Source organism: Candidatus Zixiibacteriota bacterium (assembly GCA_029860345.1).
In the GTDB taxonomy this organism is placed as follows: Bacteria; Zixibacteria; MSB-5A5; order GN15; family FEB-12; genus JAJRTA01.
Genome location: JAOUBJ010000002.1, coordinates 311,332 through 327,173 on the forward strand (window position 1 = coordinate 311,332; position 15,842 = coordinate 327,173).

A 15,842-nucleotide genomic window follows, 5' to 3' on the forward strand; every position below is an offset into this window, starting at 1 on the left:
TTCGTTCCGTGAACTTTGTTTTTGGCCTGCGGTTGTAATTGGTGAACGATGTCTTAGGCTGAACAGACTTATGCCTGGCCGATAGATTCGGCTCAAAGCCTTCAGGAGTGACGCTTGACCAAATCTAATCCAACTCGTTACGTCATCATCGGCAACGGCGTGGCCGGAATCAACGCTGCGGGCGCGATCAGGCGCCGTGACGACAGCGCTGACATCATCGTAATCTCAAGTGAGTCCGATTACTTCTTCGCGCGTACCGCTCTGATGTATGTTCATTGCGGCCAGATGAGCGAAGCGGATGTTCGTCCCTTCGGGCCGGATCACTATACCCGGATGCGATTCCATCGGGTCAGAGCGCGAGTAACTTCGCTCCTTGTCGATGAAAGAAAGCTGGTCCTGGACGACGGTCGCCTGTTTTCCTACGATCGGCTATTGATCGCCGCCGGTTCGGTACCACGTATGTTGGACTGGCCGGGTGCAGACCTGGACGGTGTCGGCAATTTTGTGACGTGGCAGAATCTCGAGTGGATGCGCGAGAAAGCTGCCACCTCCAGACGGGCTGTGATTGTCGGCGGCGGGTTGATCGGTGTCGAGGTGGCCGAGGTTTTGTTGCAGGCCGGGCTTGATGTCACGATGGTTATCCGCGAAAACTGGTATTGGCCGATAGCTTTGGATCAGAGCGAGGGGGAGATGGTCCAGCAGCATTTGGAAAGCCACGGATGCAAGTTACGTCTAAAGACCGAGTGCGAGGAGATCATTGGGAGGAACGGACGGGTGGTCGGGCTGAAAACGAACAAGGGAGATATCATCGATTGTGATATGGTCGTCTTCACCATTGGAGTTATGCCGCAAACCAACTGGCTGAAAGATTCCGGTGTGGTGCTCGACGACTCCGGCGGGATCGTGGTCGACGATCAACTCACTACCAGCGCACCCGACGTCTGGGCGGCCGGGGATTGTGCGTCGGTGGTTTGGTTCAACGGCGTTCGTCGCCCCGAGCAACTTTGGTACACTTCGCGCGACCAGGGTCTGATCGCCGGGGCCAACATGTGTGGATCACGGAAAGTCTACAAGCGTGGCACCCTGTACAATTCCGCTAAGTTTTTCGATCTTGAATACACAACGGCCGGATTGGTGAATTTCGATCTGGACGGCGAACAGAACTGGTATCACCGCGAGCCGGGTACATGCTTCTCGATGCGTGTCACCTATCGACCGGACAACTGTGTGGCCGGTTTCAACATGATCGGTCGACGTTGGGATCATCGTGTTTTGGTTGGCTGGATCCAGGAGAAACGCTCGCTGGATTGGGTCCTTGGTCGATTGGAAGAAGCGCTTTTTGACGAAGAGTTCATGCCGAACTTTGAGCCACCGGCGATTGGGCAGGGGGCCTGATGCAAGCCGGATTGCTTTCCACCTACAAAAAATCCGTTTCCTCACGCGGCACAGCGGCCTGGGTGGCATCGCTGATCCTGTTTGCGTTCTATGTCGTAATGTATTTCACCAGCTTGTTCGATCCGTTGGCTACAGCGCTCGGCCTGGGCAGCCGTTGGACTATTTACGGCATTCTTTACACGCTGGCTGTGACGGTCGGCGGGCTGTTCTTCCTCAAGCGATATGGCAATAGTAGGTATCAGCGCAGGCGAACGATCAGTGTCATGTTTTTTCAGGTAGTATTCGCCTTCTCAATCCCGATGCTCATGGAACTGTTCGGACAACGCGGCTTTATTCTGAATCTCTTCTGGCCGCTCAAAATAGACTACTTCTATCCATCGTACATTTTGGAGTATCCTCTGCCTTTGGTGTTGTACGCTTTTCTCGGTTTCGTGCTTCTGGTGCCGCTTTTGACTTATATGTATGGCAAGCGTTGGTACTGTAGCTGGGTGTGTGGGTGCGGCGGACTGGCCGAGACTGCCGGCGATCCCTTCAGGCATCTGTCGAGCAAATCACCACGCGCATGGACATTCGAGCAACTATCGATCCACGGAATCATGCTGTTCGCCTTTGTCACCACCGCTTTGGTGATTGTCAACTGGAGCCTGGGGCACGTGGATGCGTCGGGCGAGATGGCGCCGCGTTTCGCGACATTTTCGGCAGTCGTCTTCAAGATACAAGGCATCTACGGCTTTGTGGTCGTGGCCCTTCTGTCCGGAGTGTTGGGCGTCGGGTTGTATCCGCTGTTGGGCAGCCGCGTCTGGTGTCGTTTTTTCTGTCCGTTGGCGGCCTTCATGGGGTTGATTCAGAAGTTCGGACGTTTTCGCATCACGGTCAAGGACGACATGTGCATCTCATGCGGCAATTGCAGCACCTACTGTGAAATGGGCATCGACGTTCGTATGTACGCACAGAACAATCAAAGTTTCAAACGAGCCGCCTGTGTCGGTTGCGGGATATGTGCCCATGTATGCCCGCGGGGGGTTCTGAAACTGGAGAACAAATGGGATGTCAGCCCGCTTAGCCGACAAAGCAATCAGAACGTGACCGATCTGTGATCCGGTTACCGCGAAGGAGATACGGATGAAAAAACTGGTTCCAATCCTGCCGCTGTTGATACTGGCTGCCTGTGGTGGTCAGGAAGCGCGCACCGATGTCGAACTCAAGCCCTACGACTTCACTTACCGATCCTACGCCAAACTTCTTTCCGAGTTCGTGATCGACGAACGGATAGCTTACGCTTCGCTAAAGGAAGAACGGGCGGGCCTGGACACGCTGGTTGAGACCCTTGCCTCGGCCGACTTGAGTCAGGCAACCGCTACGCAGAAACTGGCTTTCTACATTAACGCCTACAACATTCTTACGCTGCGCTCTGTCATAGACGCCTATCCGGTAGAGTCCATCAAAGATATCGACGGCGTCTGGGATAAAACGCATTGGACAGTGGCTTCAGATAAACTGACGCTGAACGATATCGAGCACGAGATACTGCGCAAGAAGTTCGACGAACCCCGGATTCACGTCGCCGTCAACTGCGCCTCGATTGGTTGTCCGCCGTTGCTGAATGCGCCGTACTATCCAGATTCTGTCGATGCCCAGTTGGAATTTTCATCACGACGGTTTGCGTCGTCGTCATTGCACAACTCATTTGATTTTAAGGAGAGTAGGGCGCAAGTGTCGGCCATCTTTGATTGGTTCGGTGATGATTTTGCAGAACGGTATTACGATGCGGACAGGTTCCCCGGCACCTCAAAGAAGGAAAACGCTTCGCTCAATTTCTTGTTGATGCATCTTGAATTACCACCGGGCGGCGAGGACAGCCGGGTGACGTTCGACATTACGTACAATGACTACGATTGGTCGCTGAACGATCTGGAGTAGCTGCACAATGCGGGAGGGTCTCAAGGTAGTCGCGATCATTCCTGCTTTGAACGAAGAAGCATCCATCGGCAAGGTCATTGCGGATTTGCCGGACATGGTCGGCTGTATAATTGTGTGCGACAATGGTTGCACCGATAGAACCGCGCAAATTGCTCAAGATGCCGGGGCGAAGGTGGTGACGGAACCGGAACGTGGCTATGGAGCGGCTTGTCTCAAGGCGGTGGCGGCCGTGCCCGGGGATACCGATATTCTGTTGTTCATCGACGGCGATTACAGTGACTACCCGCAGGAAGCCATCGACATCATCAATCCAATTGTCGAAGGTGAGGCCGACATGGTGATCGGATCGCGGATGATGACCTTGAAAGACCATCGTTCACTACCGCCGGTAGCCGCATTCGGGAACTGGTTGACGTCGTGGCTGATCCGCATCAGGTGGGGGATTCGATTCACCGACATAGGTCCCTTCCGGGCAATTCGGTTTGAGGCCTATCAGAGACTGGGGATGCGTGATCGTAATTTCGGCTGGACCACCGAAATGCAGGTGAAGGCGGTCAAACAGAAACTCAGCTGCCTTGAGGTACCGGTGTCGTACCGTCCACGCATTGGTGTCTCCAAAATCTCGGGTACAGTTTCCGGTTCCATTCGGGCCGGGGTGAAGTTCCTGTGGATTTTCCTGCGCGAGGCTGTCACCAGATGAACCGCAATCTGCTTTTGATAGTTTGCATGGTGCTCCTGATCGTGGCCGCCGCCCTGATGTTCTATCCCGACAATGAGTCGCCACGAGTTCTCAAGTTTGTGATCATTGCGCAGGTGATGTTCGCTTTGTCGATAGCGTTATTCGCGATTGGACGCAAGTTTGACTTCGACAAGCGGGATCGGCCGTTGTTCTACATCGTTCTCGTGTTCGCCGTGGTTATCAGAGCGGTCATGTTCTTCGGACCGGGGGATAGTTTTTGGTTTTCAGACGATGTTTATCGCTACGTGTGGGACGGTAAGGTCGCGTCGCACGGCGTCAATCCTTACCTGTACTCCCCGCGTGCCGGTGAGGTTGCGCATCTTGTCGACACGGTAATCCATCCCAAAATCAACCATGCCTGGCTGCCAACCATCTATCCTCCGTTGGCCCAGTATGTCTTCATCGCCGCCTACCAGCTATCGGGCGACTCTGCCTGGGGCTTCAAGCTCATCAGTGCTTTCTTTGAACTGTTGACATTGCTGGTTTTGCTGGTATGGTTTCGGCAACATGGGATCAGCCGCTCTCACATTCTGCTTTGGCTGTTCGCACCGCTGGTACTGATCGAATTCTACATGTCGGCGCACATAGATATTCTGGCCATGCCGTTTCTGGTGACAACGCTCATCGCTGCTCACGATAAACGTGCGGGCACTACCGCCATCATGTTGGCCCTGGCGACTCTGGTGAAGTTCTACGGGTTGCTGTTTGTGCCTTACATACTCATGGAGTTCAGAGGGCGCCAACGCATACGGTTTATCGCGGTCTATCTCGCCTTCATAGTGGCATCGTATCTGCCGTTTGCAATCGACGGCCGGTGGGCGTTTCTGGGTTCGCTGTTCGAGTATCTGAGCAGCTGGCAATTCAACGCCTCATTATTCTTTGTTTTCAAGTACGTGTTGGGTCTTTCATGGGCGCGCCACCTGGCCGCCGGATTGCTTGTACTCTGGTTGGTCTATTTGTTCATTCGACGGCTTGACCTCCTGCAACGTATGTTTGGCGCCATGGCCGGTTATATTGTATTGACCACAACGCTGTTTCCGTGGTACTTTGTATGGATGTATCCGTTCCTGTTGCGAAATCTCTCGCCCGCTTTTGTGTTCTTGTCGGGCAGCGTCCTGTTATCATACCATGTTCACATTGGTTTTTACGCTACCGGTGAGTGGACGCCGATCATCTGGACCGGGTTGGTCGAGTACATACCTTTTTATGCCTTGCTGATTCTCTTCGCCGTGCGCAAGCGCAGAAGGAGCATGCTCGATGCGTGAGATGTTTGTGGGCTTCTACTTCTTTCTGCTGTTCTACATCGCTTTCTACGGCATCCAGATTTACTGGCTTGTCTTTCTGTACATGCGCAAGCGTGACAATCCACATAGGCGACCCGAGGAGACCCAGATTCGTCCGATGGTAACCGTCCAACTACCGGTATACAATGAAAAGGCGGTGGTGGTCCGCTTGATGCAGGCGGTGGCACGATTCGATTGGCCGACCGACAAACTCGAAATCCAGGTGCTGGATGACTCCGATGATGTTACTTCCTCGCTGATTAAGCAAGAAGCGGCCAGGCTCGTCAAAAAGGGAATCAGGATCAAGCAAATCAAACGCACCAATCGCCACGGCTTCAAGGCAGGAGCTTTGCAACAAGGACTGGCTTCAGCCAAGGGCGAATTCATAGCCGTGTTCGACGCCGACAATGTGCCGCATCCGGACTTTCTTAGGCGGCTGATGCCGTACCTGAAAGATCCGTCGGTAGGCTTGGTGCAAGCGCGCTGGGGTTTTCTCAATCGTAACCAATCGCTGCTGTGTCGGGCGCAGGCTTTGTTTCTCGATGCCCATTTCTATGTGGAGCAAGCAGCACGTTCCCGTGGCGACCTGCCCATGAACTTCAACGGCACGGCCGGAATCTGGCGGCGGGAGGCCATCGACCAGGCCGGTGGGTGGCAATTCGATACCCTCACCGAAGACCTCGATCTTTCCTACCGCGCCCAGCTGGCCGGCTATCGGTTCTTGTTTGTCGATGATGTCGAAGTGCCTACAGAGTTGCCCAGCTCCATCCGCGCCTTCAAAACACAACAGCATCGATGGGCGAGAGGCGCCATGGAGACCGGTCTGAAACTGCTGCCGGCTATTTGGCGTTCTCAGCTGCCGATGCGATCAAAGATAGCATCCTCGTTTCATCTCACCCAAAAATCGGTAGCCGTTGCTTTGATGCTGTTGTCGATCATGTTGGTGCCGGCTTTGTACTTTCGCATTGAAGGAGGTGCCTGGAAGCTGTTGATGATAGACCTGCCCATATTCTTGGCCGGCGCCGGGTCGATGTCGATCTTCTATGGGCTGGCCTACAGGCGCGGCAGCCCGGCCGGAAACGGTTGGTCCAAACTCATTCTGCCGCTACTTACATCGCTGGGCATCGGCCTTTCGGTAAACAATTCACTGGCCATCATGGGGGCAGTGTTCGGACGCCGTCGACACTTCGTCCGCACGCCCAAAAGTGGATGCCGAGAACAAGACCGGACCAAACTACCGGCTGAGTACAAAGTACCGTTCGATCACACGGTGTGGGTAGAGACTATGCTGGCCATGTACGCGGTGTGCGCGGTGGGTTGTGCCGTAGATGCCGGTCTGGCGGCATCGGTGCCGTTCTTGTTGACTTTTGCATTCGGCTACAGCTATTACAGCGTGGTATCAATCAGGGAACTCCATGGCTAAGTGTGCAGTCGGCTTGATGGCTAAGTACCCCCAACGTGGTCAGGTAAAGACCCGTCTGGCGGCCGACATCGGCGCCGATGAAGCCCTGCGTGTCTATAACGATCTGCTCAGCCGGGCAATTGCCGTAGTGAGTGACCTGAAAGAGGCCCATTTCGGGCGTGCCGTCTTTGTTACACCGTCCAACCTGCGAGATCAGTTCAAGAACGATCACCCGGAGCTTGATGCTTACTGGTCTCAGTCGGAAGGTGATCTCGGCGTGCGAATGAATCAAGCCCTGGCACTCTTGCTCAGCCTGCCCAACATCAATAAAGCCATTCTGATCGGTACCGACATCCCCGAAATCGATGGTGACATAATCCAACAGGCATCAGATGCGCTCGATGATCACGACTGTGTGATCGGCCCCACTGTTGACGGCGGCTACTATTTGATCGGTATGCGAGAGGTTAAGGCTGGACTTTTTCAGGCGGTCGCGTGGGGGACTCCATCGGTTCTGAGTGAAACACTGACCATCTGTGGACAACTCGGGCTGGCGGTACGCCTGCTGCCCGAATTGCGCGATCTGGACGATCTTGATGACCTCAAACAATTCGCGGCGACGGGAGTAATTAGTGTGAACCGCATGCCGTGATGCGGTTTGCTTTGAGTAACACCACGGCCGGACAGGAGACGACATTGAACCGACAACCTGGAGCAACAGACCTGGATGCCAAGCCGACCACGGATTCTGTCGGGTACATTCTGCCGCACACGCTGGAAGAACTGTGGTTTCACACCGGGACGGTGTGCAATCTCGGTTGTTCTTTTTGTCTGGAAGGTTCGGGACCGGATGTTCATCGAATCCAGACCATTGCTACCGCCGACATTGCCCCGCTGATCGATGAAGCCCTTGATCTCGGCGTCCGGAGGTTCTCGTTCACCGGTGGGGAACCGTTCATGAACCGTGACATGATCCCCATTCTTCGTATGACTTTACAACATCGCCCCACTTTGGTGCTCACCAACGGTACGCGGCCGATCAGGAATCGTCTGGATGATCTGCGCTCTCTAAGTCAATGGCCGAACCCTCTGAAATTCCGCGTCAGTCTCGATCACCCCGATCCTGATCGACACGATTCCGAAAGAGGGAAAGGTAGCTTTGACCTGGCTTTACAGACTCTGTCTCAACTGCACGAAATCGGTTTCGCCGTCTCGATAGCCAGGCACGCTGATGAAAACGAAGATGCGGCTGACGTCGACGGCGCATTTCGCAAGTATTTCAAGTCGGTCAACCTTCCCGATGATATCAACATCGTTACCTTCCCCGAACTACACCCGCCCAAGGCCCACGTGGATGTTCCCGGTATTACCGAGAACTGTATGACTACCCACAAAACCGCCGAGGAGCGCACAGGTTTCATGTGTGCCTTCAGCAAAATGGTTCTTAAAATCGACGGCCGCATGTCCGTTTACGCCTGCACCTTGGTGGACGACGATGCTCGCTTTGATCTGGGTCCAACGCTACGCGAGAGTATGGACCGGAGGATACTACTGAACCATCATCGCTGTTTTTCCTGTTTTTCTCAAGGCACCTCCTGCGCAGAACGATGACGCCTGCCGAATAATCGCAACCTGAACTTCCCGGGCTGAGTCTTCCCGACACGGAGAGGCCCACCCAAAGGGGCTTGTCAATAAGCCCTTTGAGTCGCCGGCTGACGTGCTACACGGTGACGGTGCTGTCGGGCGGGGTTGCCCAACACCTCCCGCGCCCCAGACCTTTTTCAACCCGCCCAGAGTCGGTGTGGACGACCCTCTGTGAGAACATCCAGAGTAACGTGCAGGCGCTGGGGTCAACGTATCTCTGGTTTTGTCGATACTATAATGAAGCATCACAGTGTGAGATATCTTGGTTAAGGCTCCACCTGTCAACCATGGTGCGATGAGCCGGCGCCGATCCAATCGGCCTGTGTGGGAGCAATAGAGGTTGTTAAGCCCATGTTAATCAGCGGAAGAATGCGGTTGTTACTGCTGGCGGCCATCATGACAGTGGCTGCGTTTGTCGTGGTGGGCACGACAATGTACGTGCTCTACCAGACAGCTTTTGAGCAACAGCGGGAACGCTTGGTGGAAACGGTTCAATGTCAGGCCCGGCTTATGGAAGCGATCGCCCGTTATGACCTAAAGGACCACCAGACACACCATCGCCTTGATCCGGCAAGTCAGCACATACCAGCCGAAGCCGAATTGGCCGATTCCGCTCTTGAGGCAACACTCAGCCAGTTGGAGGATGCCCACGGGCGTTTTCGTGGCATTGGCGAAACGGGTGAGTTAATGCTGGCCCGACTACAGGGTGATCAAATCGTTTTTCTGCTCAGGCACCGACACGATGATTTGGAGGAACCTCGTCTCCCGGTTCCGTTTTCTTCACCAAACGCAGAGCCTATGCGGCGCGCGGTTTCGGGTAACTCCGGAATCGTTGTTGGACTGGACCATCGGGGTGAGCAGGTGCTGGCAGCCTATGAACCGGTTGCCGTCTACAACCTGGGCGTGGTGGCTCAGATCGACCTGGCCGAAATCCGCGATCCATTCATCCGAACAGGCGGCCTTGCCATGGCCCTGGCTGTAGCCCTGATATGTTTAGGCTCGCTAATCTTCTTCCGGATCGGCAACCCCATGGTCAAAAAGGCGGTTGAGAGCGAGGAGAAGCTGCGAAGTGTTCTTGCGTCATCTCCGGACGCCATCACTGTTTGCGATCTGAATGGTATGATTCTCGACTGCAACGTACAGACGGCAATTATCCACGGCTATTCATCCCGGGCCGAGATGCTGGGAGTGAAGGCGAGGAATCTGTTTCACTCGGATGCGATCGACACGGCCAAGAGAAGCCTCAAACAGGTTCTGGAGCATGGCCCGGTTCGGGATGTGGAATTCAGGATGTTGCGCAAAGACGGCAGCAGTTTCCCGGGGGAAATGTCTTTAAGCGCCATATTGGATACTTCAGGCAATCCGATCTCAGTGGTCGGTATTACCAAAGATATTTCCAGGCGGAAGGAGTTGGAAGCGAAGTCAGAAGATCGGCGCGAGCAGCTGGACTCGCTGCTGGCGAACGTCGATGCCATAATCCTCGAAGGCGACCCTTTCGACATCTACTACGTGGGCGGTCGGGTTCAGGAACTACTGGGTTACCCGGTCGAAGACTGGTTCAACCATCCCGAGGGTCCGGTCGGTTTCTGGTCCGGTCTGCTGCATCCGGACGACATGGACAAAATCCAGATCTGCGCAGAGGCCATTTCACGAGGCGAGAATCACTCTCTCGAATATCGAATGACTGCCGCCGATGGAAAAACCGTCTGGTTCTTTGACTCGGTGACTGTACAAACGGAGAACGGAGTCCCGATCAAAGCACTGTCGGTAATGACAGACATTACCCAGCGCAAACAGGGCGAGAGCGACCTGATAGAATCTGAACGCAGACTGATGTCACACCTGCAGAACACTCCCGTCGCGGCCATTGAATGGAATCTGGATTTTGAAGTTACGGAATGGAATCACGCCGCAGAGCAAGTCTTCGGCTACACCAAGTGTGAAGCTATGGGCAGGCATGCCGCCGGTCTGATAGTGCCTGAGTCAGCGCGAGACCATGTCAACACCGTCTGGACGAACCTTTTGCAAAACAAAGGTGGCTACCACAGTGAAAACGAAAACTCCACCAAGAACGGCCGGATTATCGTTTGTGACTGGAACAATACGCCGCTTTTGGACAGAGACGGCAAGGTTTGTGGCGTGGCCTCCCTGGTGCTGGATATCACGCAGCGTGTCCGCGCCGAAGAAGCGTTGCGCAAAAGTGAAGAGCGTTTCAGCGATATTGCCAACAGCATGCCCGGAGCGGTTTATCAGTTCATGATGGATAAAGAGGGGCAGTTCTCATTCCCGTTTATGAGCGATGTCCTGGAATCGATGGCGGGCGTACCGGCCCGGCTCCTGATGGATGACGCGAACCGGATGTTCGACCTCATTCATCCCGATGACCATCAGGCGCTGCTTGAGTCTATTGCCGAGTCTGCAAGAACCATGACGACTTGGGAATTCGAATTCCGAGTCGTCAGGCCGGATAAGAGGATTGCCTGGCTTAAAGGAAGTTCCAACCCGAGCTCACTGGGTGAGCAAGGCATCCTCTGGAATGGTGTACTGGCTGATATCACTGAACGCAGGCGAGCCGAAGAAGAGTTCCAGCGGATCACAAACCAGTTGCAGTTGAGCGTGAGCCAAATGCCCATCGCCTACATCCTGTGGGACTACGACAAGAAAGTGATTGAATGGAACAGAGCGGCCGAACAGATATTCGGCTACTCAAGTGACGAGGCCATGGGTAAGCCGTTTTTTGATCTCGTGGTACCTGACGCGGCACGGCCACTGGTTGATGGTGTCGCTCAGGAACTGATTGCCGGGAAGCCGTCATCCTATTCCACCAAAGACAATAATGTTCGCAAAGGCGGAGAACTCATTTCGTGCTTGTGGCACAATACGCCGGTGCGTGACGCCGATGGACGAGTTACGGCAGTCTTGTCGATGGCGCAGGATGTGACTGATCGCATGGCTGCCGAAGAAGCCTTGCGCGAAAGTGAGGAGAAATTCCGCCGCATCACCGAACGGCTCTTTGATGTCGTCATAACCGCAGAACTCGATTCGACGATCAAATACGTGTCGCCTTCTATTCAAAGAGTATTTGGGTACAGCCCCGACCAGGTTATCGATAAACCGATATCAGATTTTATTCCTGAGTCCGGGTTGGTGTCTCTTCGCGAGACCTTCCGAATGACGGCCGCAGGCGAGATGGTCGAGGGCACCCAGTGTCCGTTCATCAGGCAGGATGGCACGATGGCCTATGTCGAAGTGAACGCGGTTCCGATACGCAAAGACGGTCAAATCATCGGAGCGCAAGCGGTGATTCGTGATGTCACCGATCGCAAGAGGATGGAGGCGGAACTTGCCAACAACGAAAAACTCGACTCGATTGGCGTTCTGGCCGGGGGAATAGCTCACGATTTCAATAACGTCCTGACCGGTGTGGCCGGAAACCTCCAACTGGCTTTGAGCGATGTCGATCCCGACAGCGAAACCGGACTCTGTCTCAGCGATGCCGATCAGGCTGTGGCCCGGGCAACCGATCTGACCCACCAGCTACTTACTTTCGCAAAAGGTGGAGCACCGGTCAAAAGGACCGCCTCAATCAAGGAGGTCATCGAACAGTCATCGCGCTTTGCTCTGCATGGGTCCAATGTTCGTTGTGAACTGTCGATGCAGGATGACCTGCTTAACGCCGAAGTCGATATCGGCCAGGTCAACCAGGTGATCAACAACCTGATCATTAACGCCGATCAGGCTATGCCGACCGGAGGAACCATTTTCCTAAATGCTTCAAACCACTCGGTCGATGCAGATTCCTCGTTGCCCCTCTCGCCGTGTGAATACATCTGCATCTCCGTCCGAGACCAGGGAGTGGGTATTGAGGAGGCGGTCCAGCGACGAATTTTCGATCCTTTCTTCACCACCAAGCCGCGTGGCAGCGGTCTGGGATTGGCCACCACCTATTCGATTGTCAGAAACCATGGGGGACACATCGAGGTTCAATCAAGCCCGGGTTGTGGGGCGGAGTTCCTTGTCTATCTGCCCGCCACCAGCGCCATGGCCGAAAAAGAGCCAAAAGACCCCCCTCCAGCTCGAAACGCCGGCGGGAGAATTCTGGTCATGGACGATGAAGCCTGTGTACGCGAAGTGGCTTTGAGGTCTCTCCAGCGCAAGGGTTTTGAGGTCGATACAGCCGTCGATGGCGAGCAAGCTATCGATCTGTTTGTCAATGCTCGTGCCGAAGGTCGACCGTTTACCATCGTGATTCTGGATCTAACCGTACCGGGTGGTCTGGGCGGTATTGAAACCGTCGACCGATTAAGGCGGATCGATCCAAACATCCCGGCCATTGTCTGTAGCGGCTACTCGAACGATCCTATTTTGGCAAGCTATCGAGACTATGGGTTCCAGGCTATCATTGGCAAACCATTCCGACCCCGGGACCTGATCCACACCGTAAACCGGCTTCGCCCCGGAACCAAAACCACCTCCACAGACCCTTTGAATATCTGAACCAGTCGACTGGTTTCCATGCGATAGGTCACGCTGAGCCCTCAGCCGGTCGCACCGTCCCCAGATATCGGGATTCGGAGTCAAATTCGGGGAGTAGAGAGGGCTACGTGGACCTATTTTGTTGACAATTAAACAACTTCCTGTTATCTTTTCTTCGAGAACGCACAATAATCCTATTTTTCTTTGTCAAACCGCTCCGCCGCAGGAGTTTTTGCCGAACCATTGGCCTTAAACAGAGACTAAATCGGTGGATGAACTCAATGTATGAGAAAATGGAGTAGTTCCAATCAACGCGTTCAAACCGCAAGACCCCCACTTGCAGGAGTAGTTATCATGAGAATGGTCTTTTTGACGATCGTGGTTCTGTGCTCTGCCCTGGCAGCACAAGCCGTTTTGCCGCCGATGTTATCGGTGGCGCCACACTTCCGGACCTTGGATGGGCTGAGCTATCAGTTCCAGGGGACCGGCAACAATGGTCAGCCAATCCCGGATGGTCCTCATTTGTTCGGGTTTTCAATCTGGAATGACACCGGCAGCAGCGGTGCCATGCTTTGGAGCGAATCGCAAACGGTAGAAACCGAAGGTGGATTGGGCAGCGTCATGCTCGGCGCATCGGTGCCGATCCCGCTCGACGTTTTCGGTGTCGGCGGCGGGGACACAACCAAAGCTCTCTACCTTGACATCACACTCGATAGCGAATCTATCTCCCCGCGCACACGACTGTTGCCTGCACCATTTGCGCGCGTGGCCGAACGTTTGTTGGGTGATGTGGTGACCGGTCCGGCCAGTCTTGAAATCATGGACCCTGGCGGGCTCGGAGATACCGTCGCGTTTTTTGGCGTGTCCAACACCAAGGCTGAGACCGTTCATCTTTATCTCAAGTCCAACGGCTTTGCCGATGTCTCGACATCCGGAATGGTCCTCACGGACCCCAACGATGACACTACCGCTTCGTATGGCAAGGAAGACATAGTCCTGAACAACATCGGCTCTTCCGGTGATGACGGCGTCTCAGTCGAACTCGGGACTGATCGGACGGGCGCCCCCGGTTCGTATGATGCCAGAGGGCGTTTGACGGTATCGAATATCGGTTCCAGCGGCTTGGATGGTGTCTCGGTTGATCTCAGCACCATCAGCACGGAATCAGGCACGGAGCTGAACCGCAACGGCCAATTGGTCATTTCCAATATTGGCTCCTCGGGCGACGACGGCGTTTCGGTGGAACTGAGTGCCAGCAGCAGTGATCAGGGAGGAAGCGCCAACCGCAACGGTCAACTCGTGATTTCCAACATCGGCTCGTCAGGCGAAGACGGCGTTTCGGTGGAATTGAAGGCAGGCCGAGACTCGTCCGGTGATTTGGAAACACGAATGACCTATTACGGCTTAATCGATGACGGCGGTCGTCCTCGCACCAGCAAACCCAAGGAAATCGTCGTGGTGGGCAGCAAGGTCAAAGAGGTGGTGCGATTCTATGAAAACGCCAACGAAGATGAAGTTGCTGATCGCAACTACGTCAGGGGCCGCGCTACCGGTGTGCGAGTGCACTCTCCTTTCAGGGTCGTGGGTGCCGCTCTTCCGGACACAACGCCCGGTTACGAAAGGCTGGTCGATAGTTCGGGTACGTCTATGTCCTTTGCCAAGAACAACACCGATGGTACTTCCACCTGGTTGGAAGCCCGTTCCGACACCGGCGGAAGTTCATCGGCCGTAGTCTACTCCGACCCCGGCTTTGGGATTACGAAAGCAGGGATCATATCGGCCGATGCCTCCGGTTCTCATCTGACCGTTTCCAATATCGGTTCCTCCGGCGAAGATGGTGTGTCCATCGACGTCGGCGCCGACAGCACGACGTTGCGCATGAACAAGCATGATCTTGTGGAAGTCCTGGCTGCGACAAGCTCCGCCCACGGCCATCTGACCGTCTCGAACATCGGGTCATCCGGTCTCGACGGCGTCCGGGCGGAACTCGGTGTCGGTGGTGGCGGGGGAGACACGGCATCCGGCGGTGGACTCGTCGTTTCCAACATCGGTTCCTCAGGTGAGGACGGTGTGTCTGTTGATCTCGGCACTGTTCGCACCGTTGATCCGGTGGGTCAGCTTGATGCGCGTGGGCACCTGACCATATCCAACATCGGCTCGTCAGGTTTGGATGGTGTATCAATCGATATCGGCACCGGTACTACCGGCGGCGGCGGGCAGCCTTTGAACCGTAACGGTCAGTTGGTGGTTTCAAACATCGGATCATCAGGGCTGGACGGAGTCCGCTTCCTGGTCGATCCTGATGGCGCCTGCATGGCCCTGACTGATTCGGTCGGCGACTCAGCGGTGGTTATCACCACCAAACAACTACCCGGTGGTCCAACCCGGGGCAGTAAACTGTTTGTCGGTGATCTCAGTTGGGACGGTGACTACGACCTGACCTTAGACGGCAGCGTCGGCATCGGCGTTTCCAATCCGGCCAACATACTGGAAGTGGCCCGCAACTCGGCTACCGATCCGGTCGCCGACGCCTGGGGAACCTACAGTTCACGACGCTGGAAGAAAAACATATCGCCGATCAACAACGCACTCGTCACGGTGGGCAAGCTTCGCGGTGTCGAGTACGATTGGAAAGCCGACGGTAAGCATGACATCGGCCTTATTGCAGAAGAAGTGGGCGAAGTCATACCAGAAGTGGTAGCCTACGAAGAAAACGGCTCCGATGCGCGTTCGGTCGACTACGCCCGGCTGGTAGCTCTGCTGATTGAGGCGGTCAAAGAACTCAAGGCCGAGAACGTCCAGTTAAAATCTGATCTCGCCCAATCCGAGACGAGTTCAAACGATCGCTTGAATACACTACAGGATCAGGTAACTCAATTGTCCAGCCTGATTGAACAACTCGTAACATCAAATGAGAACGGCACACCGTCCGGCGGAGAGTCGGTAGCGAGTGCCCAACAAGGAAGTGCATCGAGGAATTAAC

General features: G+C 54.9%; 10 protein-coding genes. All 10 read left to right on the top strand.

The genetic code is table 11. The features are described 5' to 3' along the window. The first annotated feature begins 114 nt into the window (after positions 1 to 114). A complete protein-coding gene (locus OEV49_03390) occupies positions 115 to 1,395 on the top strand; it encodes an NAD(P)/FAD-dependent oxidoreductase (GenBank protein ID MDH3890104.1) in 1,281 nt (426 codons plus the stop codon). Further along, positions 1,395 to 2,492 (top strand): 4Fe-4S binding protein, encoded by a 1,098-nt coding sequence (locus OEV49_03395; protein ID MDH3890105.1) that lies wholly within the window; start codon positions 1,395 to 1,397, stop codon positions 2,490 to 2,492. Before OEV49_03390 ends, OEV49_03395 begins: the two co-directional genes overlap by 1 nt. A gap of 25 nt (positions 2,493 to 2,517) precedes the next feature. Continuing rightward, positions 2,518 to 3,315 carry a DUF547 domain-containing protein gene (locus tag OEV49_03400; protein MDH3890106.1) on the top strand — a complete coding sequence of 266 codons (798 nt, stop codon included), beginning with the start codon at positions 2,518 to 2,520 and terminating at the stop codon, positions 3,313 to 3,315. 7 nt (positions 3,316 to 3,322) lie between these two features. Then, entirely contained in the window at positions 3,323 to 4,015 is a 693-nt protein-coding gene (locus tag OEV49_03405; protein ID MDH3890107.1) for a glycosyltransferase family 2 protein, read from the top strand. Next, a complete protein-coding gene (locus OEV49_03410; GenBank protein MDH3890108.1) occupies positions 4,012 to 5,319 on the top strand; it encodes a DUF2029 domain-containing protein in 1,308 nt (435 codons plus the stop codon). The genes OEV49_03405 and OEV49_03410 overlap by 4 nt, the downstream gene beginning before the upstream one ends. Beyond that, positions 5,312 to 6,760 carry a glycosyltransferase gene (locus OEV49_03415; GenBank protein ID MDH3890109.1) on the top strand — a complete coding sequence of 483 codons (1,449 nt, stop codon included), beginning with the start codon at positions 5,312 to 5,314 and terminating at the stop codon, positions 6,758 to 6,760. Before OEV49_03410 ends, OEV49_03415 begins: the two co-directional genes overlap by 8 nt. Further along, a complete protein-coding gene (locus OEV49_03420) occupies positions 6,753 to 7,391 on the top strand; it encodes a TIGR04282 family arsenosugar biosynthesis glycosyltransferase (protein ID MDH3890110.1) in 639 nt (212 codons plus the stop codon). Before OEV49_03415 ends, OEV49_03420 begins: the two co-directional genes overlap by 8 nt. A 44-nt stretch (positions 7,392 to 7,435) precedes the next feature. After that, positions 7,436 to 8,350 carry a radical SAM protein gene (locus OEV49_03425; protein MDH3890111.1) on the top strand — a complete coding sequence of 305 codons (915 nt, stop codon included), beginning with the start codon at positions 7,436 to 7,438 and terminating at the stop codon, positions 8,348 to 8,350. Between the two features lie 402 nt (positions 8,351 to 8,752). Then, positions 8,753 to 12,880 (top strand): PAS domain S-box protein, encoded by a 4,128-nt coding sequence (locus OEV49_03430; protein MDH3890112.1) that lies wholly within the window; start codon positions 8,753 to 8,755, stop codon positions 12,878 to 12,880. Positions 12,881 to 13,213: 333 nt separating this feature from the next. Next, entirely contained in the window at positions 13,214 to 15,841 is a 2,628-nt protein-coding gene (locus OEV49_03435; protein MDH3890113.1) for a tail fiber domain-containing protein, read from the top strand. The last annotated feature ends 1 nt before the right edge of the window (position 15,842 follow it).

Coding starts and splice junctions, on each gene's coding strand:
- OEV49_03395 (MDH3890105.1), top strand. CDS start 1,395: ATGCAAGCCGGATTGCTTTCCACCTACAAAAAATCCGTTTCCTCACGC.
- OEV49_03400 (MDH3890106.1), top strand. CDS start 2,518: ATGAAAAAACTGGTTCCAATCCTGCCGCTGTTGATACTGGCTGCCTGT.
- OEV49_03405 (MDH3890107.1), top strand. CDS start 3,323: ATGCGGGAGGGTCTCAAGGTAGTCGCGATCATTCCTGCTTTGAACGAA.
- OEV49_03410 (MDH3890108.1), top strand. CDS start 4,012: ATGAACCGCAATCTGCTTTTGATAGTTTGCATGGTGCTCCTGATCGTG.
- OEV49_03415 (MDH3890109.1), top strand. CDS start 5,312: ATGCGTGAGATGTTTGTGGGCTTCTACTTCTTTCTGCTGTTCTACATC.
- OEV49_03420 (MDH3890110.1), top strand. CDS start 6,753: ATGGCTAAGTGTGCAGTCGGCTTGATGGCTAAGTACCCCCAACGTGGT.
- OEV49_03430 (MDH3890112.1), top strand. CDS start 8,753: ATGCGGTTGTTACTGCTGGCGGCCATCATGACAGTGGCTGCGTTTGTC.
- OEV49_03435 (MDH3890113.1), top strand. CDS start 13,214: ATGAGAATGGTCTTTTTGACGATCGTGGTTCTGTGCTCTGCCCTGGCA.